20 protein-coding genes are annotated in these 22942 nt (G+C 40.8%); 1 reads left to right on the plus strand and 19 read right to left on the minus strand.

Annotated elements, in window-relative coordinates; all coding sequences use genetic code 11:
• Positions 1 to 123: 123 nt before the first annotated feature.
• On the minus strand, positions 124 to 846 hold the full coding sequence (gene trmJ / locus H5182_RS20555; protein ID WP_182760542.1) for a tRNA (cytosine(32)/uridine(32)-2'-O)-methyltransferase TrmJ: 723 nt from the start codon (positions 844 to 846) through the stop codon (positions 124 to 126).
• Between the two features lie 290 nt (positions 847 to 1136).
• Here trmJ and suhB point away from each other — a divergent pair, with 290 nt between their 5' ends.
• Positions 1137 to 1940, plus strand: coding sequence for an inositol-1-monophosphatase (gene suhB / locus H5182_RS20560; RefSeq protein ID WP_145236520.1), 804 nt, complete (start codon positions 1137 to 1139; stop codon positions 1938 to 1940).
• A 48-nt stretch (positions 1941 to 1988) separates the two neighbouring features.
• Here the strand turns inward: suhB and H5182_RS20565 are convergent, their stop codons facing one another.
• From H5182_RS20565 to H5182_RS20650, 18 genes are all read right to left on the minus strand, one after another.
• Complete coding sequence (locus tag H5182_RS20565) at positions 1989 to 2816, minus strand: ABC transporter substrate-binding protein (protein WP_182732644.1); 828 nt, start codon at positions 2814 to 2816, stop codon at positions 1989 to 1991.
• Between the two features lie 81 nt (positions 2817 to 2897).
• Positions 2898 to 4685 (minus strand): bifunctional diguanylate cyclase/phosphodiesterase, encoded by a 1788-nt coding sequence (locus H5182_RS20570; RefSeq protein WP_182760543.1) that lies wholly within the window; start codon positions 4683 to 4685, stop codon positions 2898 to 2900.
• Positions 4686 to 4779: 94 nt separating this feature from the next.
• Positions 4780 to 5310: a hypothetical protein gene (locus H5182_RS20575; protein WP_182732646.1), complete on the minus strand. Its 531-nt coding sequence runs from the start codon at positions 5308 to 5310 to the stop codon at positions 4780 to 4782.
• A 299-nt stretch (positions 5311 to 5609) separates the two neighbouring features.
• Positions 5610 to 6917, minus strand: a complete 1308-nt coding sequence (locus H5182_RS20580; protein WP_182759139.1) for a hypothetical protein — start codon at positions 6915 to 6917, stop codon at positions 5610 to 5612.
• Between the two features lie 16 nt (positions 6918 to 6933).
• Complete coding sequence (locus H5182_RS20585) at positions 6934 to 7632, minus strand: hypothetical protein (RefSeq protein ID WP_182735787.1); 699 nt, start codon at positions 7630 to 7632, stop codon at positions 6934 to 6936.
• Positions 7633 to 7651: 19 nt separating this feature from the next.
• Entirely contained in the window at positions 7652 to 8827 is a 1176-nt protein-coding gene (locus tag H5182_RS20590; protein WP_182735788.1) for an FtsX-like permease family protein, read from the minus strand.
• 1 nt (position 8828) lies between these two features.
• Positions 8829 to 9959, minus strand: a complete 1131-nt coding sequence (locus H5182_RS20595; protein ID WP_220497117.1) for an ABC transporter permease — start codon at positions 9957 to 9959, stop codon at positions 8829 to 8831.
• A 31-nt stretch (positions 9960 to 9990) separates the two neighbouring features.
• Positions 9991 to 10704 carry an ABC transporter ATP-binding protein gene (locus H5182_RS20600; protein WP_182760544.1) on the minus strand — a complete coding sequence of 238 codons (714 nt, stop codon included), beginning with the start codon at positions 10702 to 10704 and terminating at the stop codon, positions 9991 to 9993.
• A 4-nt stretch (positions 10705 to 10708) separates the two neighbouring features.
• Entirely contained in the window at positions 10709 to 11986 is a 1278-nt protein-coding gene (locus tag H5182_RS20605; RefSeq protein ID WP_182760545.1) for an efflux RND transporter periplasmic adaptor subunit, read from the minus strand.
• Positions 11983 to 13122 (minus strand): ABC transporter permease, encoded by a 1140-nt coding sequence (locus H5182_RS20610; protein ID WP_182760546.1) that lies wholly within the window; start codon positions 13120 to 13122, stop codon positions 11983 to 11985. The genes H5182_RS20605 and H5182_RS20610 overlap by 4 nt, the downstream gene beginning before the upstream one ends.
• Positions 13115 to 13981, minus strand: coding sequence for an ABC transporter ATP-binding protein (locus H5182_RS20615; RefSeq protein WP_182735793.1), 867 nt, complete (start codon positions 13979 to 13981; stop codon positions 13115 to 13117). Before H5182_RS20615 ends, H5182_RS20610 begins: the two co-directional genes overlap by 8 nt.
• A gap of 7 nt (positions 13982 to 13988) precedes the next feature.
• The gene (locus H5182_RS20620; RefSeq protein WP_182735794.1) at positions 13989 to 14681 is read right to left on the minus strand and encodes a CPBP family intramembrane glutamic endopeptidase; all 693 of its coding nucleotides are present in this window, start codon (positions 14679 to 14681) and stop codon (positions 13989 to 13991) included.
• A 12-nt stretch (positions 14682 to 14693) separates the two neighbouring features.
• A complete protein-coding gene (locus H5182_RS20625) occupies positions 14694 to 15653 on the minus strand; it encodes a SagB/ThcOx family dehydrogenase (protein WP_182759144.1) in 960 nt (319 codons plus the stop codon).
• Positions 15646 to 16440 (minus strand): hypothetical protein, encoded by a 795-nt coding sequence (locus H5182_RS20630; RefSeq protein ID WP_182735796.1) that lies wholly within the window; start codon positions 16438 to 16440, stop codon positions 15646 to 15648. The genes H5182_RS20625 and H5182_RS20630 overlap by 8 nt, the downstream gene beginning before the upstream one ends.
• A gap of 10 nt (positions 16441 to 16450) precedes the next feature.
• Positions 16451 to 17542, minus strand: a complete 1092-nt coding sequence (locus H5182_RS20635; RefSeq protein ID WP_182735797.1) for a ThiF family adenylyltransferase — start codon at positions 17540 to 17542, stop codon at positions 16451 to 16453.
• 351 nt (positions 17543 to 17893) lie between these two features.
• Entirely contained in the window at positions 17894 to 19354 is a 1461-nt protein-coding gene (locus tag H5182_RS20640; protein WP_182735798.1) for a YcaO-like family protein, read from the minus strand.
• A 52-nt stretch (positions 19355 to 19406) separates the two neighbouring features.
• Entirely contained in the window at positions 19407 to 20192 is a 786-nt protein-coding gene (locus H5182_RS20645) for a hypothetical protein (protein WP_182759145.1), read from the minus strand.
• Between the two features lie 823 nt (positions 20193 to 21015).
• Entirely contained in the window at positions 21016 to 22275 is a 1260-nt protein-coding gene (locus H5182_RS20650) for an aromatic amino acid transport family protein (RefSeq protein WP_182760547.1), read from the minus strand.
• Positions 22276 to 22942 lie beyond the last annotated feature (667 nt).

Genomic DNA, 22942 nt, shown 5'->3' on the forward strand with positions numbered 1-22942 from the left:
CAGCTATCAGCTATCAGCTATCAGCTATCAGCTAAACCTCAATACCCGACTGTTTTAGTCAAGTACTGTGTTCATTGTAATTACCTGAGTAATTTAGTCAAGTATTAGTCTTATAACTTTCGCTTATTTAGTAGACTTATTTATTGAGGTTAAAATACCGCGCAAAATATTTAGCTCTGCATCTTCTGGGCGTGCGCGGTTAAATAAACGACGTAACTTAGTCATTACCATGCCCGGATGCTGCTTAATAATAAAGCCTGTTTCCAGTAAGGTTTGTTCTAAGTGTTCGTAAAATAACTCGGTTTGTTTTGAACTTGGATACACAGCATCATCTACTTGCGTGGCTTTTGGTTGCAGATTTAAAAACGCCATACGTGTTTCGTAACATAAGGTCTGCACAGCCATTGCTAAATTAAGCGAGCTGTATTCAGGATTAGCAGGAATACACACATGGTAGTTACATAGTTGTAGTTCTTCATTACTTAAGCCGCTATTTTCGCGACCAAAAACTAATGCCACAGGACCAGTAACAGCTTCAGCAACTAGCTTCTCACCACACTCACGTGGTTCCACCATCGGCCACGATAAAGTACGTGAACGGGCGCTAGTACCAATAGTTAGAGCACAACCTGCAATCGCTTCAGCAACTGTGTCAACTATTACCGCATTACCTAGCACATCAGTTGCACCGGCTGCTAATGCGCTGGCGTGGCTATCAACTTCACACGCTGGATCAACTAAATACAGTTTTGATAAGCCCATGGTTTTCATCGCGCGCGCCGCTGAGCCGATGTTACCTGAATGCGAGGTGTTTACTAAAACAATGCGGATGTCATCTAAGATCATTACTGTTTAACTCATACCAAAAAATTGCGCGAATTATAACATAGAGAAAAGCTGTAAGCAGCAAAGATTCTAGATTCTAGGTTCTAGGTAATAAATATGGGAAGTTTTATGTATCAACGATCAATGCTGGCTTTTGTCTTGTAATTTTTACCTTGCAACTCAAGCCAGTACAAAAAACACTCAAAAATTTTTGGGGTTTATTGTTTACTTTGTGTCAAAAATCGCTAGAATACGCCGGCTGAAATATATAGAAATATATACACGTTCTTTTACAACCCAAAGGTAATACCATGCATCCAATGTTAAACATTGCGGTTCGCGCTGCGCGTAACGCAGGCAAAATTTTACTTCGCGCTGGCGAAGATTTATCAAAAGTTGAAGTGCAACAAAAAGGCACTAATGATTTAGTAACGAATATTGATAAAGAAGCCGAAGCCGTAATTCGCGACACTATTTTACAATCTTACCCTACTCACTCTATTGTTGGTGAAGAGCTAGGTGAGCACGTAGGTAAAGATGCAGATTACCAATGGATTGTTGATCCTATTGATGGCACTACAAACTTCATCAAAGGCATCCCTCATTACGCGGTTTCTATCGCACTTAAAGTTAAAGGTCGTCTAGACCAAGCTGTTATCTACGATCCAATTCGTGGCGAGCTTTTCACCGCTTCTCGTGGTCAAGGCGCACAGCTAAATAGCAAACGTCTTCGTGTAAGTAAAACTACCGTTCTTTCTGGTACTGTTCTTGCCACTGGTTTCCCATTCAAAAACAAACACCATATGGATGCGTATACTGAAGCATTCAAAGCATTGTTTGTTCACACTGCTGATATTCGCCGTGCCGGTTGTTCTGCACTAGACATGGCATACGTGGCAGCTGGCCGTGTTGATGGTTTCTTTGAAATTGGTTTGAAACCATGGAACTCAGCTGCAGGTGAACTAATGGTTAAAGAAGCTGGCGGTATGGTTGTAGATTTTGCCGGTGGTAATAATTACGCTCACAGCGGTAATATTATCTGTGGCGCACCGAAATTAACACAAGCGATGATCCGTGAAATTCGCCCAGTATTAACTGAAGCGTTACTTCGCTAATAGCGAGTTATACTCAGATCGATACTAAAAGGAGCCTAGGCTCCTTTTTTAATGATTAAAATAAGGGTTCTCTAATTTGATCTCAACAGTGTTTTGCGGATCAAATGGCAAGGCCTTTAAATCATCGCCAAAATACTGGTTAAATAGCTCATCAAAACTACCGTTCTTTTGCATAATAGCTAAGCCATCGCTGAGCGTTTTTGCCAGTTCTGGCTTGTGTTTGGCCACAAAGTAATAAAAAGCACTCGGGTAGCTAATATATAAATTTGGCACAATAACCAGCGCTTGCTTATTAACTTCTTTTAACTCTGAGCTTACTTCTATGAAGGAGCGAGGAAAGTAATCAACTCGTCCGGTCAAAACGATATTAAACATCGCTTGATAATTTGCAAACGGTCGCACCGATAAATCATTGTATGCCAATATTTTGGTATCGGGCCAGTCATGCCCTTGAATTGCAGTAAACCCTTTTAGTTGCTCTTTGCTCTTGATATCAGCAAAGCGATTAAGAAACAACTGCCTAGTTACTAAGGCTCGCTTACCAATATAACCTTTAAATAACGGCACTTTTATCGGTATTGCTAAGGTTTCGCGTTCGGGGCTGGTCATACTCCAATATAGGTCAACGCTATTATCGGCAAGGGCTATGAGCGCGCGCTGCTGGTGAGGATGTACCACGACAGATTCTAACTGGGCTGAATAATTAGCAGCATCAAGCGCACGTTGCAGTAACTCTTTTAAGTATGCATCTCGTTTATATAATGTTCGAGGTTCTTGAGCGATTGTGACCGTTTCTTTTGCTGCAGTTTTAGCACTGTATACGGTACTAACAATAAGTACCGAGAGCGAGATGAGTGAAAAGAAATACCTAGTCATATTTATTATTTTCTAGTGTTTTAGTAAAGCTACACGCTGAGCAATAAATACTCAAGAAAAACAGCCCTACTTAACGTTATTTTATATGACTTGTTTCTCAGGAGTTAAACGCACAACCGCCAAAGCAGGACCACGTCGTTTACATAAAAATAGATAGCTGTGGCGATAGCGTTTTGCTTCTTTTTTAGCATCTGTTGCCAATGCAGCAATTTGATGGCTGTTAGTACACTGCTCTAGATCGGGTTCAACAACGCCAATCGATAAAGTAAGTAAAGGTACAAATTGCTTTTCACCTTCACGATTAGTTGCCCAATAACCACCACTGGCAATATGCTCTGGCGTAAAGAATGCACGAGATTTCAGCTCAAACTCAGTTATTATGTTGTTACATACTGTAGCCGCATCATCACCATCAAAGACCACCATAAAATCATCGCCACCAATATGACCAACAAAACTGGGCACGTTACTACAAGCTTGGGTGGTGACATCGGCCAATAATTTGATAACACTATCACCACTGGCGTAACCATATAAATCGTTGAACTGCTTAAAGTGGTTTAAATCAATATAGGCTAATGCAAAGCTGTGTTTGGCTCTTAATCTATGCTCAATTGCTTCGTTAATTGCAACATTCCCCGGCAGCATAGTAAGTGGATTAGCATGCTGAGCATGACGAATTTTCTCTTCCGTAATATGTTTTAAAATATCCCGCAGTGGCGCGAGCCCTAAGTACTGATCAGTGCGAGTGATCACAATATGACGGCGAATATCAAAATCATTTTCGGTAATTTGCTGACTAACAGTATCAAGCAGCTGATTTTCATCAACTACCAAGGGTTGCTTATGCATTAGTGCCGTAACCGGTTGTTTGTCGTATAAAGCATGGCCATAAGGAGCCGCAAATACTTCTGTCAGTTGATCTTTGTGTAATAAGCCTATCGGCTGCAAGCTTTCATTGACAACCGCAAGACTGATAATCGATTTATCTTTTTCAAAAATATTATGCGCATCTTTACAACGAGTATGACTGTCTATTGGCGCTTGTTCGATCGCTAACCAACCTATCGCCATTGATTGCTCAAACTGATTGTTAAGTGGGGTAAAACTTAATTGCTGTAATTGAGCTGAGTCAAACGCTAAGCTAGGTTTTAAACTTGGTCGTTCCAGCAAAAAGCCTTGCGCATTCACAATGCCTAGCCCTTCAAGTAAACTGAGTTCTTCAACCCGCTCTATGCCCTCTGCTATCACCGCTGTTTTGGTAACTTTCGCTAACTCTATAATTGATTTTAAAAATTCTTTTTTAACCACGCTTTCATCGCAATGGTCAATAAAATAACGGTCAATCTTCACATAGTCAGGACATAATTCTGACCATTGCTTTAACCCTGAGTAGCCTGCACCTAAATCATCGATGGCAATCGAAAAACCGAGCTGGCGATAATGGGCAATTGTTTTTAGCAATAAAAAACCATCATCAACCTTTTCTTGTTCGGTAACTTCAATCACCACTCTATTAGCGGCCAAGCCAAACTGCTTAATTAGGTGTAATGTTTCGCCTTTCGGATGGCAGGGATCAAGTAACGTTTTAGGACTTACATTTAAGAATAATTTGCCTTGTAGTTTTAACCTTACAAAATTTTCGATCGCTTTTGAACGGCATAACAACTCAAGCTCTGAGATTTTATCGTGCACAATTGCAGCACTAAAAAGCGCATTTGGCATCTCTAGATCACAATTTTTAGGGCCTCGACTTAATGCTTCGTAACCTAAAATTTGCTGCCCTGCAATATCAAAGATGGGTTGAAACAGTGTCGTTATTTCACTGTTTTTTAAGATATTTTCTAATATACCTAGCCGAGCACTCACTTATCATCAACCCATTACTTCATTAAGAGAGTGCTAAAGTAGCAAGCTGGTATGACAATTTTATGTCAGTACCCGTTAACACTCCGGCATTTTGTTATTTATTTAATGCTTGTTCAACCTGATCAAAATGAGCTATCACCTCAATAATCTCAAGTTCAGCATATTCATAAGCTTGTGGGTCAACAAATCCTAAACGAGCAACCGCCTGTACAGTCGCAGGATGAACCAATAAATCCTTACCGTGATAACATATGGGATCGTCAAACTTAGGTAGCTTACCATCGCTATGATAACCACTTTCAATTTCTTCTAGGGGCAATGAAGGGAGCAAATCAGCAACAGCAATAAGCGCATTTATGTATTCAGCACATTGTGGATAATCAACTATCAAGTCATTGAGGATAGTCTGCGATAGCGCGACTAAATCAGCAGATTGAGTTTCTAAATTAGCTGCGTCTTTTTGCACTCGAATACTGCGAAGTAAGTTATTAGCTTGATGCTGATAATGTTCAAGTGTTGTTAATTGATAAGGTTGTACTGCAGCCTTTGATTGCTTAGGTTTAACGTTGTCATCACATCCGCTAACAATAATTAGACTACTAGCGACTACAAGTTGCTTTAACATTAGTTGGTTACATCAATACTTAATCAATAATTACTATTATAGGAAATATTACGTTCCATAAATAGCAATTATTAAAAGCGACCTATTTAAAGCTACGCGGCCTAAAACCCCGCCGACAAATATGCAAATACAAGGGGCTTGCCCCTTACGTAGGCCTTTTATTCTTTCAGCTTCTCTCTGGCTTGATACTCTAAAGCTACAAATACTATTAGACTATTCACCACCACCATCGGGGCACTTCTAACCTCCTTAGCTTTTTCAAGTACATTGTTAATTTTCAAAAACTGAGTTCGCTTACCCTATTTGTCATCTTTGTGACTAGACCTAAATTTCGCTGCGGCTCGGTTAATGGCTTTTCTGAATGATACTCTTGGCATCAAGATAAGATCACTGTTTTGCGTGCCAAAGGTATAGTCATAAGGAAAATGTTTACGCTCTATATTTGGCCCAAATTTGCCCGTGGCAAATATACCCTGATGACAACTAATACAATTACTGGTGGAATCGGGCCCTTCAATAAAAGGGTTAGAATTCCAAGTGATTACCTCTTTTTTATTGCGATAGTTTAAAAATAATTTTTTACTGCCAGTAAACAGCGGGAGGTTATTCATTCCATTTCCTGGGGAGGGATCCATTTCCAGTTCATTGACCGACACTAACATAATATAGTTGCTGTAGACGTCACTGATACTGTCCGGTCTGTCACTACCAAAGCCTATATCTGGTTCGGGTTGCCAAATAAATGAGATCCATATCCAATCTTTAAGCTCTTTAGTAACAATGTGAAAACCTTTTAGGACAAAGGTTCTATCACCATCACTCATGGTAAAAGCGTTAGTTTTATCTAGGCAATACTCTCCTCTTTCAACCCATGCACCGCTATTAGCGATAACCTGATGTACACCGCTGGGGCTCAAATCTTTAACATTACTTTTATAGCAAAGGCCATTGGCACTTTGAGATTTAACTTCGCCCCAGGCTAATTTCATCATTATGGAGGTTGCCGGAAATTCCACCATACAATTGGAATGAGATGCTTTGTCCGCTAGCGGTGTGTCCATTAATTTTACCGTCACCGCTTGACATGCAGCAATACTACGAAAGTGTTGCAATATGTGAAGCACATAATCAGAGTTGTAAACTGCAGGAGAAAATAGTTGGAACCCCCCTGTCAATGGTGCCGGATCAATATTGGGCGATTTAGGTCTTTGAATACTCGACAATAACTTCTGGGCTGCACTTTCTGTAAGCCCCGAACCCGTAAACGCTGAATTTGAATCTATTGTGTCTAAAAGATACTCAATGTCATCACGGGAAAACCAGGTTTGCCACAGTGAAGTAAGGTTATTTTCCACAATAAAACCAAATCCGGTTTGTTGTTTGGCAGGCGCTAAAACTTCAGCTGAAATTTGCCAAGCGATCTTCCTCCGAAGAGAAAAGTCTGCTGCAAGCTCTATAGAGTCAAGCTCACCTACACCAATATAGGGCTCAGGTTTAACGTGAGACCAACTCTCCACAGGTTTGGTTATCATGGCGGCAGAGATGTCTAAACTCATCCCGATTAGAAAAGAGGCTATCATCAGGTTCTGTTGGATAGACTTAGACACTCTGCTTTCTCCAATCTTAACTAGCACTTTTAAGTTCAATTTTTTGCTTTAGCGACAAGCCCCAATTAAATCTGGCATCCATGTGAAGTGCTTGATCTACATACTGACTAGCCTCTTTAAAGTGATTGAAGAACAGGTGACAATTAGAAAGCCAATAAAGAGCATCAAGGTGCCCCCATGATGGTATTTGTTCTGTTACTGGCAGCGCAGTTTCGAATAACTCCACAGATTTAGTCAGTAGCGTAAGCGCTTTTTTCTTACTCCCACCAACTAGCCTAGGTTTGTTCATAAAGGACAAACCTTGCAATAGGTAAGTACGGGGGTTGTTAGGATTTATTTCAAGCGCAATCTTGAAGGATTTATCCGATGTCATCCCTGCTCTCGCCTTCGCTATAGGCTCAGAAGTTGCAGCCGCCAAGTGACCACTACAACAGGCAAGCAGATTATAGAATTCATCGCTATTGTCTTCTATACCATGAGCATCTTTCAACAAGGTTATGGCCTGTTGTGAATGTGTTTTGCTGTCTCCTCCCAATTGACTCAATGTCAATAACACAAATGCGCCATAATAGATCTGCCAGTGCTTTAATTGTTCTGGCATTTGCTCTTCAACAAAGGCTGTAAAGAACTGTTTTAATCCATCGGCATCATGTTGCATTTTTAGCTGCCAGATTTGCGCTTCAATGTCTAAAAAGCGATGCATTTGTTGATTCATTATTATTTCCTTACTTGAATTAACCTTTTCTAATACCGTTAACGATTGAGCGCTTTAGTGAAATAAAAGTCGGGGGTAGTCCGCTAACCAACGCCATAGCTATAGATGTCAGAACAGCGATGAAGGCACTTTGCCAGGTAATGCTAAATGGAAAAACCACTTCACTTAGGCTGAGATGATTCAAAATCACGGCTTTGGTTTGGGTAAATATGCCCAATGTCACCAATATTCCCACTACCGCACCAGCTATATTGATCAGTATGGTGACACTGTAAATACTGGACGCCAGACTTGCCGAAGAAAAGCCTATTGCTCTTAGTAACGCGGTTTCTCTCTGGCGCGCTTCAATCATGGTATGCATGCTCTGCAATGACGAAAAACCTGTGGCTAGGATTAAAATTATAATGCTGGGAATGGCGATAATGTCTACAAACTGAGTCATTTCATCAATTTGGCCTGCGTAGTACTGTCGCTGCGTTTTGGCAACTAAACTGATTCTGTTGTTCTCCTGATTGAGCATATTCATTATCGCCTGAGCGCTTTCAGCATCTTCAAATCCAATTCGAATAGATTGAAAAATAGCCCCCCGGTTGTAAGCATCCTGTAGTAAGCTAACGTCCCCCCAAATCTCGGACTCTGCAACAGTTTCAGTTGTTGAGAAAACGCCCACTATAATCCATTCTAATGAACCCAAAGTGATTTTTTGATTCAGTCCCAACCAGGGAAATCGCGAAATCAGCTTGTTGCCAACCATGAGTTCACGTCTGCCTGATTCAAACATTCTGCCGCTTTGTATACTGAAGTGACTTCTCAGTTTCAGTGAATCATCACCTACACCTCTAACAGCAATCACTTGGGCTTCGCGCTTGGTGGCGTCACCGACTCGAATATTAGTAAAAAGCTCCGGAGCGATAACTGGGTTACTGGAATTCGCGTAGATGAGTGTCTTTAGCTGTTCAATTTGTTGAAAATTAAAGGAACTGATCACTTCGCTTTCTGAACCATTGCCCAGTAATATCAATTGTTTATCCGATCCCGCTGTTTGAATCATCTCAGATAACCCCACGCGAAGTGACAAAAACACCAAAATGATTAAAGTCAAACTGGCGGAACAAATTAGAATAGAAGCAACCTCGTAACGCCTTTTGGCTGAACTCTTAATGTCTAATCGTAAACAATTTAAAAACAGATTCATGCTAAATCGCCGATTTTAAGTTAGCTGACAAGTCTTCCTTCAGCAATTTTAGCAAAGGAAGAGTTGCGCCTGTTGCACCAAGAGAAATAGCGATGGCGGTAATTTGAACTATGTCCCAAAACCTGAGCTCAATATCAGAGAATGGACCATCCACAAGTATTTGTCCCAGTATCCAGGAGCTTACAAAAGTAATGCAAGTAGCAATCAGCATTGCCAACACAACAACCAAAATATTCTCGATCACTAACAATGAACTAATCTTTCTTTTTGAGTAACCCACTGCACTAAAGAGTGCCAACTCTCTTTTTCGCTCCACCAGCGATTGAGCCATAGAGCTAGATGTGAGTAAAAACACTACCAGAACGGCAATGGCTAATACGAGTTTTGTCATTAGTGCTAAATCGCCTAACTGCCTACGAAATGATTCAGCGAAAGCGCTTTCTTTTGATGTAAAAGTCGGGCTTTTGCTATTTTCAAACAGGTTGTCTAACTGGGTGATAGTATTGTTGACGTCATATTCAGGACGAATCCGGGATACAAAAAAACTAGTCATACCTCTACCAAACAAACGATTCCGTTCCAAATAAGTATGTTTAATTAACATGGACTCCTCTTCAGTACCGTCCTCGGCATAAAAAATCCCAGCGATGGTAAAGGGCCAATCACTGCTGAAATTCTTTTGGGTCCAAATGCTAGTAGTGAGTATGATTTTGTCACCTGTTTTCCAATCAAAACGCTCAGCAAGTACCGGTGTGACTAAAACAGCTGTTGGATCTTCCTTCCACAAGGGCAAACTAGTATCTGGAACTTGAATTCCGTCAAACACTGCAAAATAATTGTCTTCTTCAATAGCGTATTGAGAAAAGGTCTGGTCAGGTTTGAGAAAGTAACCGCCAAACCAAGTGACGAAAGTGGCATCGTTTACCTGTGGCATTTTTCTAACCCGTTCGATGGCAGGTTGCATTAACGGCTGGGTAATTGACTGCCGGTTTATAGTAACTATGCGACGTTTATCGTCTAATTCAAATTCTACGTCATAAGCATTATCGATGCCAACAATCAAACTAAAACCAAAAAATGCCAAACACATAGGTATAATAGTCAGTACAAGCCGTACCGGCTTACGTAACATATTCCTCACTATTATCTGCAACAAACCCACACTAGCGCTCCTTATCTGAAAATGGGGAGATCTCTGAAGAAACAATGGCTTGAGTTAGCTTTCCTTTGTACAACTCTATGCGTCGGTCAGTTGCTTCTGCCGCTATCATATCGTGTGTCACCATAATGATCGTTTTCTTAAACTCTGTTTTTAATGTGTTGAGTAAGTTCAGAATTGATTTGGCAGACTCTCTATCCAGATCACCGGTAGGTTCATCGCACAACATTAACTTTGGCGAACTGACAAAAGCTCTTGCAATCGCGACTCTTTGTTCCTGTCCACCAGATAATTCGTTGGGATAGTGTGAGGCTCTATCGGCTAGTCCCACAAGTTCCAGTGCTGCACTGACTCGTTCTCGTCTCTTTTTCGATGATAGACTGGTTAGGAGTAGTGGCAATTCCACATTTTGTGCAGCGCTTAAATAAGGCAGTAAATTACTAAACTGAAAAACAAAACCTATATTTTGCGCTCTCCAAAACGCAGATTCTGCATCGCAACCTTTGGTTTGTACCTGGCCTTCAATGAGTATTCGACCTGCATCCTGATTGTCCAACCCGCCGATAATATTCAGCAGTGTAGTTTTTCCTGAGCCCGAAGGGCCAGTTAAAGCAATAAACTCCCCCTGCTCGACATTCAGGTTAATTTGATCCAAGGCGATAATGCGTGTGTCGCCTTTTCGATATCCTTTTGACAATTTTTTTATTTGTAAAAACATAATATTATCGCTTAATAATGATGTCTTGACCATCTGTTAGAGGTGAAGCAGACCATGAGATAACCGTTAATCTTTGCGGCAAATCTGTTAGCAGATAATCGTCATTTGCCTTTTGTCTTGCATCAACTAGCCTCCGTCTTGCAACACCGTTTACCTCAACAAATACATAGGTTTTTCCATCTAGAATATGCACCGCTGAATTAGGAATCAGAATAGCTTTAGGTGCGTCATTTAAATGGTCTGGTTTTTTAGTAAACACCCCTGTTACCGTTGCGCCTGGATTGATTTTGGGCACTTGCTCAACAGGTTCTGTTATGACTATAACAGTGCCTGTTTGACTGTCAGTAATTGGAGCGATTTGTTTAATTTTGGCTTCAACTAGCAAATCGGGTTGAGAGGTAAAACTGACACTAATACTGTCGCTGTTTACCACTTGTGGAAGAAAGCGTTCATTAACATCGAAATGAAATTCCAAAGAAGACAAATCTGTGATGGTGCATATGCCACTTCGGGTAAAAGTGCCCCCGGCAGATGCAGGAGAAATAATTTCGCCGACGTTAGCGCTCATAGCGGTCACTATACCATTAAACGGCGAGCGTATAATTAGGTCATCGAGGTACAGCTGAGTCTGCAGAATTCCATTTTTTAACTCATCAATGGATTGCTCTAACTGGATGGCTGCTATTTTCTTGATAATGACCTGACTGATTACTTGTTCGTAGGCTTCGTCACTAATGAGCTGCTCTTCTAATAGTCGCTTGGCTCTATCACTGGAAGCTTGTGCTAAAGCTAAATCTTCCAGCCTAACCTCTCTAAGAGATAACTGAGATTTCAAGTTCGTTTCAAAGGTATTTAGCTCTATCTTTGCTTGCCTGTCGTCTAAAGTGGCGACAGCTTGACCCGCTTGCACCAAATCCCCAAGCCCTACGGAAATACCGGTCACTCTACCCGTTACATTGGCTGACACTGTGGTGCTCTCTGGTGCAACAACAAAACCAGATACCTCTAATTGGGCATCTAGAGCCAAGCCGAAAGAGCTAGTGTTCTGTGGAGTGCCAATTACGCTGACCTCAGTTGGTTTACCTGTGGATAAGATCTGAACTGCAATATAGCCAGCCCCTAGTATTAATAAAGCAAAAATTGAATAATAGATCGGTTTGAGATTACTTGGTTTGTGCAACGGAGCTGTGTCGCCAAATTCAAGTTTGTGCAGAATGGACAACATATCCTCACAGGCCTCTTTGCCTACGTCCTTTTGTTGATTATTTTGCATTTGGCTCATAAAAATTTTTCTTGATTGAGGTTTCTAATGCCAGCGGCACAACCCAATCCGCCAAGACCGATTAAAATAGCTGCCGGCAAAAGAGCTTCTGCTATTGAATAATCACGCCAAATTGCCCCTTCCATCAGCAAAATAGACCATTTCCCAGGACTTATGTTACTGAGATAAGACAGCCATTCAGGCATTAAAAATTGGGGCATCATACCACCCCCTAACATGGCAAATATGACCATAATCGACCAGGCTGCGCCTGCTACCGATTCAGGGTTAGATCCAATACTGCCAATGGCTAACATAAGTCCGGCAAAACAAAATGCCGAACACAAAATGGCGAAACTCAGCATAGCGAAAGATTGAATATTGAGTTGAAACGCAATTTTTCCGAATACGATTAAAATTACACAGGAAACAAAAATAGTGAACATACAAGATAGAATCTTGGAGGACAAAATAACCCACATGGGAGTAGGGGAGACTTTTAATCGCAAAATGGTTTGTTGCAATCTTTCTGTGGCGAGGCTGGAGCTCATAATGGCTACACAGGCTAATATGGACCAAAGTGAAGCTTGTGGTACTGTAATACTGAAAGCACTCACGGGTAGATCGCTTTCAACGACATAATCTTCATGAGTGATTTTCAGGGGCTCTAGGCTTTGACTGGCCATATCCGAATTACCACTTCCTTGTCTTTCCTGCACTAACTCCATCGCGGTAGGTATCGTGATGCCGGTTATCATGCCAGAAATCATCTTGCGCTTGGGATCCGATACTATGCGGATTTCGGAAGGAGAGGTAATAAAAGGAAACTGTTGTAATCCAGCGCCAAAACCTGGCTCCAAAATCAAATAAGCAATGACGTCCCCCAAACGCGTGGCATTTTGTGCCTCTTCCAACGAGCTTTGAATTATTTCCAGCTCTTCTCGTTTTGATAATCTACCTACATAGGCGGTGCTTATTTTTGTCTTATCATTGTCCACCAAGGCTATGGCTAGTTTATTGGTTTCCTCACTGACACTGTTAATGGCCCCAAAGATGGTCGCGATCAAAAGAGGTAACAACAAAATCATGACTAAGTTGGATGCATCACGGACAATTAACATGCAATCTTTTTTGATTAAATAGATGATTTCACGCACTGAGTTTTTCTCCGTTCAGCAAATTTGTCAACACGTCTTGCAGGCTGGGCGGAATAACCTTGAGATTAAAAATGCTGGAGTGAGAATTAAATAATTGATGCACAGCTTTCGCTGGTTCTCTGCTAGAAAGAACCACAGGTTGCCCCTGCTCACTCTGCTGATAAGAGATTTGACTATCGCCGCCATACTGAGCAATAAGATCCAGTGTGGAAGCACAAGCCAAAGCTCGGCCCTCGTGTAGTATTAGGACCTCGTCACAGACCTGATCCGCCTCCTCGATATAATGCGTGGTATACAATACAGTTTTGCCTGAATTTTTCAGATCTAGAACAACGTCTAATATGTGTTGCCGACTTTGAATATCTACACCTGCAGTAGGTTCATCCAGTAACAATAGTTCAGCGTTACTCAGCAGTGCCACCGCCATATTTGCTCTACGTTTAATTCCTTCAGAACAAGACTTCACCTTGCGATGGATAAAGGTATGCAGTCCCATTTTTTCCGAGGCGTAATTTACTTTGTGCTCAAGTTCACTTCCCTTTAAGCCCTGCAGAGTCGCGAAGAAAGTCAGATTCTCCATAATAGACAAACTGCTGTACAAAGCAATTCTTTGAGGCGCCAAACCTATTTTTGAACGAGTGTTTTGGTCGTACGGAGGAAGCGAATTGAATAACTCCACTTCTCCTTCGTCTGATGAAAGAAGCCCCACTAACAAATTGACTATGGTGGTTTTTCCAGCCCCGTTTCTGCCCAAAATTCCCAGAACTTTGCCAGCACTAACTGAAAAACTGACATCTTTGAGAGCGAGGTTGGAGTCATAAGACTTGTGGATATTTTTGAAATTGAGTATTTTTGACATATCAGCCTTATTGCTCCTCGTTCACATTGATTAAAGTGTTGACTTGATTTGCACTGTGCCAATAGACTGCAAAATTAAAGGCGCAATGGGCGATAATGGCAGGCAGTAATGATTGGGAACTCAAAGTCATTAACAACCAAATAAAGCCATATACTGATTTAAAAATAACATGTATCCAGCCAAAAAATATGTGATGAACCCCAAATGCTAGTGAGCTAATGACGAGCGCCCATGAGAGAGAGAACGACCACTCTTGAAACATGGCTAATGGCAAGTAGGCTCGCCATATAACCTCTTCCATCAACACAATTGAGACCACAACAGGAACAAACCATTTCTTTTGCCAATAGGACACCACTGACGTACGGGATTGCGCTTGTTGTTTGGTTTTTAGAGATATCATCCAAGCTTCTAGTTTAAATAGTAATAGACCTGAAATAGTGGACAGTAAAATAATTGCTGTAAACACTAGCCAGTGCTCAGACCCCAAGGGCAATGCGAACAACAGCACAACTTCGGAGTGGGAAGTGCCCCAGAACACAGCGATAAACAGAAGACCTAGGGTGGCAGAGTACATTAGCAAGCTGTTTCGGTTGAAAAAATCATAGCTATCAATGCGCCATCTGGAAAGGAGTCGAGCCGATATTGCAAATACAGCAGCCAAAATCAGAACAAAACTTAGCACCAAATAAAGCATCATAACCATCTCCTATTAAAGTGAGGTGAAATCCGATATCGGTTTACCAATTGGCATAATTAGAGAGACAAATTGACGGTCTCCATCAATGCCCATAAGTTGATTCATTTCATTGTCCAGAAAACCGAACACCATGCACGATCCGAGGTCAATAGAGGTTGCCGCCAAGTGCAAGCTTTGCCCTAATACACCAGCATCCATATGGGTTAAACGATAAGCTCTGTCCTCATATTTCCATTGCACTCTATCTAAATCACTAACTAATACAAAGATACCTGCACAGCGAGCAATCCAGTCCTGGAATGAAGTAATTTCAAATATGCGACCCCTTACTTCACCTTCACTCACCAATTCCAACGCATGCTTGTCAGCTCTGTATTTATATATGCCGCGGGACAGAGATTCCGTATTCAGCGAAATATAGTACAGCTGAATAGAGAGTAAGCCTCCCCCTGTTGGAGCAAGAGGTGCATGAGGAATAACCTGAGATGAAGTGATTTTGAATCTATCTCTGGCACTCACTGTGGATGTACACAAGCTAGATATTTCTGCCAATGATACTTCTTCATCAGTATAATCTCGCACTGATTTCCTTCGGCGCATCAGTTGCTCAAACTTTTCCGTGGGTTGTATACATGGCTCAGGGAGTTTGATAAAAGTATTGTTGTCATTTCCCTCATTGATCGCAGGCCTATCTGAGAATAAAATGTTATTCATGACCTGCTTACCGACACCCACATCCAGTTTTAATCCATCATGGGCCAGAGCGAGAGGGTTAATCGCTAAACCTTCTTCTTGCCTAGCCAATGCGCGCTTAACATAAACTTCAATGGCCGCTCGATTTGCCGCTTCCAGTTGTTCCAAAAGAGGTGTAACCGTATCTCGATTCGAAAAAGGACCGCTTTGATTAGATTGCTCTGCCATTGGTGTAGAAGATGACACTTCCTGCCCTATGGTTTGTTCATTATTATCCATGACTGTGTACTCCACTCTTTTCGTTTGTAACGCCGAGAATGCATTGAATAGACTGTTCGATTCCGTCCAGATCTAAAAATCGATCCACTTCGTTATCATAGAAGTAATCCAGTTGCGTCATTTGCCCATTTTGTATATCTTCTTCGTAGAAGCCCAGAATATAACCCAGATCTAACAGCATTTTGCGATAGCCTTTAGCCCCAAACATCATCATATATCTCCAAGGGCAACCAACAAGAAACACCAGTGAGTCTTGATTGGATACCGAATCTACATTAGGTCCGTAAAATGACTGGTTCAATTTTTTCAGCTTTGCTGCGTCGTAATTTCTGTCTTTAACCAGAATTTGTTTGTTGGGCAGGATCTTGCGCAACTTGTCCCCAGTGAGTACATAAGCATCTATGGCGTAGAAGCGCTTGGGGGAAAATTGTCCCAGTGAATGCAAACACTCGGGAACCTCTTTACACCATTCAAATGCCGGCAGGATTGGACTGATATTCATATCACTTACAGTGTCGGGGCTATAGTTGTAGGAAGTATCCATGTAATGCTGAATAATTTGATCTATGCTCTCTTGATTTTCAGCGATTCGCCTCGTGGTATGGCGGGATACTTTCGAGTTTTCGTGGAAGAATTCCGCAGGGTTAATGGAAAGCTCACCGAAGCGACATTGAAACTCTCTATATACTTCTGGCAGCAAGTCAATGCTGTTAATCGGCGGCATAAAAGTGCCTTCAGCCGTGGTTTTCTGATCTAGAAAATAATCGGCAGGATCGATAAATGGCATAACTGGACTCCTACAAGAACACGTTTCTAAATGGACGGAATGGAGCACAAGCCGGGCAGCGTGGGATACGTTTAATATCTTCATAATCTACAGACATGCGTTCGAAGTCAGTCCGTATGGCGCGACTCACCAAGTAGCTTCTCCCAGTTGTAAGGTAGGTCAGCAGTCCTGCGGTAAACTGTCCTGATACCACATCAACATAGGGAGGGGGGGCTATTCCCAAATCAGGTTGTCCCATAGCGCTGACGGCATCGTAATAAGTGATGACATCACGCTTTAAGGTGCCCGCTGCGGCAATACCCTGAATATCAAACTCGTTAAAACAGCCTGTTTCTCCAGGAACGAAAATGGGCCCAGCGACACCTTCAGAGCCATCAAATATAGTCATAGCCCAAGGCTTATCAGCTTCCAGAGCCTGCTCATTGACAGAGTGCAAAATAGACTGCATATATTCATCTAATGCGGCAACCACAAAGTCACACTCTTCGAAAACCTTGGCGATGTTTTCCTTAGAAAAACTATCTTCGGTAATAGTAGAAATACATTTTAAATCATAGTGTTGAAAAGATTCAGCTAAACAATCAGCAATCGGAGCCTGTTCTTGTATGTATCTGGGCTCAATACCAAGGAAGCGATGAACTGTATTGGTATTTTTGATTTTAGCATCATCTGCTAGTAGTAAATGCTTAATGCCGCTTTGTACGAGTTGCCTGGCAATGCGACTTCCCGACTGACCGCAACCAATGACTCCTATCCGTTTATCCGCCAATGGAGTTTCGGCATCTTGAATAACTCGGTAGTAGACATCAACCAAATCGTGGTCAGCTTCCACCAGTATTTTTTCTTCGATTAATTGTTCAATTAGTTGCAGGGCGTCTTCTTGTTCTTCGTATTTAACGATCTCTTTTTCTCTTAAATCCTGAAGATTCGTTTGGCTATTCATATGGTTAATAACACGACCTAATAAACCAGTGCGCCCTTTATCCGTCCAATTTTTGGAAAAGAAAGAGCGAGCACTGTGTTTAACCAATATTTCATTCTCGGTGACTTTTATCACTCGAAGATGCGGGTTAATTTGATACTTTTCGTTTTTAAGTGCCATTTATAATTACCTTATATTTATGGTCGACATAGATTCTTTTAAAAATGCCAACCCTCATAAAAGAGCCGGCATTAATTAACTCAGCTTACAGGGCTTTGACTTGATCGCCGCCGTTACAGCAACAGCAGCAACAGCACCAGCAGTTACAACCGCCTGGAGCAAACGCTAATCCAGACTCATATCTGTGATCGAAAGCTGATGATTTTGAAAGTTTCATTTGTCTTCCTCATATTTAAATTTAAAAGTTAACCTCACGGTTATTCCGTGTGTTTTCCTACTAACGCTGCAAGTTGTAATGCAACAAGCACCCATTACCGCTAACCCGGTTTTAAATTACAAGTAACCCAGTTTCTATGGATATGGTTGTGGTGATTTAGTCAGGTCTTCAAAAGTTAACTTTCTGTCTTTCCAATTTAATTTTTGTGGTAATTCGAAATAACGGTCAACTCCATATGAAGGCATTGAATGTAAATATGGAGGTGTAAGTTTGGTACAAAAAACTTTCGTCAAACGGACTGTTTGTAAATTTGGTAGCGTAAAATCGAAAAATATTGGGTTTAATCCATTTTTTCTCGATATCTCCAACATTTGCTCAAATTTACATTCACTCTTTTTAGGTTTACTCATTAATTCTGATAATTTAACTTTCCCGGAACCTTCCAGATACCATTGAAGCTTTTTAGCGTGAGAGGGATAACCATAGTGACCAATTACTTTATAAAAAATATCGAATTTTTCTACTGGTACATCTTCTTCAACAAAAAATAGCTCTTTTACTCTTTCTGAATATACCCATTGAGGACAATTCAGAATTATTCGGCTACTTCCCTCAGCCTGCGCAAATTCACCTAAAGCAGAGAGGATGGCGTCTTCAATTGTCAGACCACCACCGCCTCCGGAAATATAGTTATACTTATTAAAACCTTCGACAAAACCAACCGCAGTGACAGTGTAAAAATCCTCTACATCTGTCATATGTAAATAAAGAGTAATATTGTCAACTAGGGTTTGGGCATGTTCTAAAATACGTTGCACTCTAAAATCGTCTGGCATGCAGTCCAACTCAATGATCTTTGGAGCATGGCCTGTATTCCAGTGAACATTCACAGCATCGCGCTCTAACACTTCAGAAATACCATGGTAAACGGCCAGTTCTTTTGTAATATGAGTCGCTAGTCCACCACTAGTGGCATAGCAAAACATATTTTCCTTAGGGTGAAGTAAATTAAATGGCATAACGATTTGAGCCGGCACCCAAATATTCTCAGAACCATTCAATAAGCATTCACCTTGAATCCATCCCACAAAGGTATCTTCAGTAAATCTTTCGTATTCAAATCCTTCTTTTTCGTATTGTTCATCTGCAAACAAGGGTAATTCACTGGGATGCAAGCAGTTGAATCCTTTTTCCAGCATAGTTTTGTAAGTACCATGTATCAACTGGTCATCATATGCAAATGAGATAAAGCTTCCCATTGCCCTCTCGATAACTTCGCCTAAGGAGGAGGCCATCATGGTAGGTAAGTCAAAGCCTTTACCACCACCAAAGATGGTCCGCTGTATACTACTCTCGAATGACTTTTTACCAAGAATATTTCGGGCAATGTGATCAAACTCATAAAATTCACAGTTGCCCGTGTACATAATTAAGCCCCCAGAACCTCTAAAATAACTAAGTACTCTTTTGATTGGTCCTCTTGGGTAATAATAAGAGTTTATTTCCTCATACCCTTTACTTTCCTTGCTTCCTGTAATGTAAGGCAGAGAAAGGTATTGTTGATTAATTGCTGTCGATTCAATGTTGACTGACATAGTAATAATCCCAAACTTTTTACTCTTTTGATGTTTGCTATTCAGTAGTTATTTATAGCCCAAAGTACTGCGCGATTGACTCCCCCCTCTTTAGAGTTGGTATCAAAGTGTTTTTCACCCAAATATTGTCAGAAATTTCTAATGACTTGGTGAGTGCAGATATGGCATCTCCTTGCTCACCTGACAAGGATTTGAGCATACCTAACCAAAGATAAGCCTCGTCAAAGCCCCATTTAGGTAACTGCTTGCCCTCCGTTGAATTTTGAGTTCTGAAGTACGTTATAGCTCTGGTGAATAATTGACTAGCTTCGTCTATTCCTCCACCGAATTGTGGGGGGATATACACTGCGCTTGTTCCTTTGATAAATAGAAGGCGAGGATTTTGACTGTCAATTTTCGTAGCAGCATCAAGAGCATTACGGCTTTTAAGTGACAATGCCATTGTTTGTTCTGGTTGGTAACGAATCATAGCATTAGAACATGCGGCGGTGAGCACATGCGCTTCGGTATATTCTGCTGACTTGGAGAGTATATTGTTGTTAGTATCAAGGCACTTCTGAAAATAGGTTTCGCCATTTTCGTAATCCAGCAGCCCAAGTCTGTAGTTGATGAGTGCGATAAAATACTGAACCAAAAGTGACTCTTCTTCTGAATTAGCTTTTTTATTCAGTAGTAATTCTTCATATTCTTTTAAATTTTCTGTTTTACTTAACGAGTAAAATCTTTGAATACTATCGGAAATGCTGTTTAAACTTGAATCTTTGTGATCTTGTTCTGCTTTTAGATTTGAGGTTGTAAGCAATAGCGTAAGAAAGACAAAAACTAATAATACTCTCATTATAATTTCCTTTTTATTTCAAACTATTTTGTTGGGCCGTTTGGCCTCAACAAGTTTTATATGATCCTTGTTCCTATTATTGTTGTTCCCTTTTTTAAACTTGTCAATTTTTTGTACATTAAACATACAAATCACACAGCGAGATCGTTATAAATTGAGCTTTTACATTCAATTAAATCTGATATAAAACTTAAGAAACTGAATGTAATTAGTACGATTTTTATACCAATTCGCTTAATTAAGTGATCTGTTTAGAGGTGAGGAAATCTGGGCGATAGCAAGGCAGAAATTTCGTTATTGAGTTGTTCTAAATGAGAGATTTTTTAACGCATCTAGTCTAGTGTCAGGATTAGTCCTAATAATGATTCAGTATTATTGCTGATTGATAAAGTTTTTGCGAAAAATGCTGCATCAATCCCATTACATTTAACTTACACAAATTCTGAGTTCGAAAACAATTTTGAATCAGACCTTTAGTGGAGCGTAGAAAAAGGCGATGCACTGCTATACGTGCCAGAAAATCAATTAGTGCTTAGTAAGCTTATAGCTAACGAAAGCAGTAATGACGACTATTGCAAGTGCGACTGATTCAGCCTACCAAGTGCAAATTAAAAATCTATAATGTACAAGGCCAAGCTGTGTCTCCTGCAAACGAGAGTAAAAATGGTATTGCCACGTCTGATACAAGTTTCAAAAAAGTCTAGCTTTTACCGCTGATATTAGAACCTGCGCTCTAGCTGCAATAGCATAAACTAAAAAGCCCTGTAAGTTTGTCACCTACAGGGCCTTTATTTAATCTAACTAAAGTCCCTAAAGCTACTCGCTAAGCAACAAAACCATAAATCAATGCAGCTACCGCTAATAAGCCTACAGCTAACACAAACAAAGTGCTAAAACGGCCACGGTACTTTTGTAATGCTGGAACCTTATAAACAGCGATCATTGGCATGATGAATAAGATCATCGCAATAATCGGCCCTGATAGTTGGTCCATCATATCTAAGATACTTGGGTTTTTAACAGCACAAAACCAAATTGCCAAGAACATAATAGCAACGCCAATTTTATCGGCGTTCTTCACTGATAGGTTGGTTTGCTTAGTAACAAGCCCATTAAAGCTTTCTCTTGCTCCTAAAAAGTGACCTAAGAAAGATGAAGTGATAGCAATAAACGCGACTAGCGGGCCAAAGGTGGCAATAAATGAGTTGTCAGTAACATTAGCTAAGTATGATAACACGGATACATTTTGTGCTTTTGCTTGCAACATTTGCTCTGGTGTTAATGAAAGTACACACGAAAATACAAACAATAGAACGAACACTATCAGTAATAAACTGGTGCGCTTTAGAATCGCCTCGGACTTAGCTGTCGCTTGTTTACCATAATGACCTCGCTGTACGTTTACAAAGCTTGAGATCGCCGCTGCGTGGCTAAATGAGAACACTATAATAGGAATTGACAGCCATAACGTTTTACTAAAGCCTGCAAACTCAGGAAAGGCCATATTTGGTACTTGCCAGCTCGGAATTAAATACAACGATAAAAACAATAAAATACCGACTAACGGATACACTAAAATAGCAAAAGCACGCAACATTAGCCTTTCACCACCGAGCATCAAGCTGATCATACCTGCAACTAAAATTCCTGAAAGCAATACTCTAGAAGGTGCTTCCATACCTAATTGGTTTACCATAAAACTATCAACAGTATTAGTTAGGCCAACACCATAGATCAGTAGAATTGGAAATATTGATAAGAAATACAATAATGAAATTAATCTACCAGCATTCACACCAAAATGCTCTTCAACCACATCGGTAAAATCAGCATCTTTGTTCTTTGATGACAATACAAAACGCGCTAAGCCACGGTGGGCTAAGAAAGTCATTGGAAACGCTAAACACGCTAAAATGATCAGCGGCCAAAAGCCACCAATACCAATATTAATTGGCAAAAACAAAATACCGGCACCGACTGCAGTACCAAAAAGACTCAACACCCATTGGGTATCATGAAAGTTCCATTTCGATTTACTTGTTGTCACTGCGTCAAACTGCGCAGCATCAGTGGAAGAGTTCATGCACTTCACCTATTAGTATAATAATTTGGCAAGAGCATATAGAAATCAACACATTATTTCAGTTTTTGGCGATATAATTAACTAAATATTACAGCCTATTTTGTAATTACTGAGTTACTTACTGTCATGAATTTGAAACAGTCATAAAATCAAAATTCATTAGCTGATAGAGGAAATAAATTTTCGAGTTTTCAAGCTTAGAAAAATGGCAGTACACGCATGTCAAAGGTTAACACTACGCTGCTGACAGCTCAAAGCCATTAGCTTTCCTACAGACGTAAAAAAGCCGCTTCATTTCTGAGCGGCTTTCTCAATTTAGATCCATGGTGCGCTACGCAGTAGGATGTCGTGGTGCCCACAGCGGTAGAGAGCCACATAGCAAATGCGACACTATCTTTGTGTTGGGGCGACCTTGTGTGGGGCTCGCCTTCGAGCTGTTTTGTTTGATGTATAGGAATACGAATGCCGTGGAGCATAGGGATTGCAAGAGCGGCCACTACTGAGTTCACCATGGGGTCTTGGCTTGGTGTTTTTACTTTATTCCAGACAACAAAAAACCCGTCACATCGCTGTAACGGGTTTCTCTTATTTGGAGCCTGGCAATGTCCTACTTTCACATAGCAAATGCTACACTATCATCGGCGCTGTTTCGTTTCACTACTGAGTT

Origin of the sequence: Pseudoalteromonas sp. SG44-17, from assembly GCF_014164235.1 — a bacterium.
GTDB lineage: Bacteria > Pseudomonadota > Gammaproteobacteria > Enterobacterales > Alteromonadaceae > Pseudoalteromonas > Pseudoalteromonas rhizosphaerae.

What these genes read in the sequence shown, in the direction of transcription:
- trmJ (WP_182760542.1), bottom strand. Translation starts at nt 846, where the DNA reads ATGATCTTAGATGACATCCGCATTGTTTTAGTAAACACCTCGCATTCA.
- suhB (WP_145236520.1), top strand. Translation starts at nt 1,137, where the DNA reads ATGCATCCAATGTTAAACATTGCGGTTCGCGCTGCGCGTAACGCAGGC.
- H5182_RS20565 (WP_182732644.1), bottom strand. Translation starts at nt 2,816, where the DNA reads ATGACTAGGTATTTCTTTTCACTCATCTCGCTCTCGGTACTTATTGTT.
- H5182_RS20575 (WP_182732646.1), bottom strand. Translation starts at nt 5,310, where the DNA reads ATGTTAAAGCAACTTGTAGTCGCTAGTAGTCTAATTATTGTTAGCGGA.
- H5182_RS20585 (WP_182735787.1), bottom strand. Translation starts at nt 7,632, where the DNA reads ATGAATCAACAAATGCATCGCTTTTTAGACATTGAAGCGCAAATCTGG.
- H5182_RS20590 (WP_182735788.1), bottom strand. Translation starts at nt 8,827, where the DNA reads ATGAATCTGTTTTTAAATTGTTTACGATTAGACATTAAGAGTTCAGCC.
- H5182_RS20595 (WP_220497117.1), bottom strand. Translation starts at nt 9,959, where the DNA reads ATGTTACGTAAGCCGGTACGGCTTGTACTGACTATTATACCTATGTGT.
- H5182_RS20600 (WP_182760544.1), bottom strand. Translation starts at nt 10,704, where the DNA reads ATGTTTTTACAAATAAAAAAATTGTCAAAAGGATATCGAAAAGGCGAC.
- H5182_RS20605 (WP_182760545.1), bottom strand. Translation starts at nt 11,986, where the DNA reads ATGAGCCAAATGCAAAATAATCAACAAAAGGACGTAGGCAAAGAGGCC.
- H5182_RS20615 (WP_182735793.1), bottom strand. Translation starts at nt 13,981, where the DNA reads ATGTCAAAAATACTCAATTTCAAAAATATCCACAAGTCTTATGACTCC.
- H5182_RS20620 (WP_182735794.1), bottom strand. Translation starts at nt 14,681, where the DNA reads ATGATGCTTTATTTGGTGCTAAGTTTTGTTCTGATTTTGGCTGCTGTA.
- H5182_RS20625 (WP_182759144.1), bottom strand. Translation starts at nt 15,653, where the DNA reads ATGGATAATAATGAACAAACCATAGGGCAGGAAGTGTCATCTTCTACA.
- H5182_RS20630 (WP_182735796.1), bottom strand. Translation starts at nt 16,440, where the DNA reads ATGCCATTTATCGATCCTGCCGATTATTTTCTAGATCAGAAAACCACG.
- H5182_RS20635 (WP_182735797.1), bottom strand. Translation starts at nt 17,542, where the DNA reads ATGGCACTTAAAAACGAAAAGTATCAAATTAACCCGCATCTTCGAGTG.
- H5182_RS20640 (WP_182735798.1), bottom strand. Translation starts at nt 19,354, where the DNA reads ATGTCAGTCAACATTGAATCGACAGCAATTAATCAACAATACCTTTCT.
- H5182_RS20645 (WP_182759145.1), bottom strand. Translation starts at nt 20,192, where the DNA reads ATGAGAGTATTATTAGTTTTTGTCTTTCTTACGCTATTGCTTACAACC.
- H5182_RS20650 (WP_182760547.1), bottom strand. Translation starts at nt 22,275, where the DNA reads ATGAACTCTTCCACTGATGCTGCGCAGTTTGACGCAGTGACAACAAGT.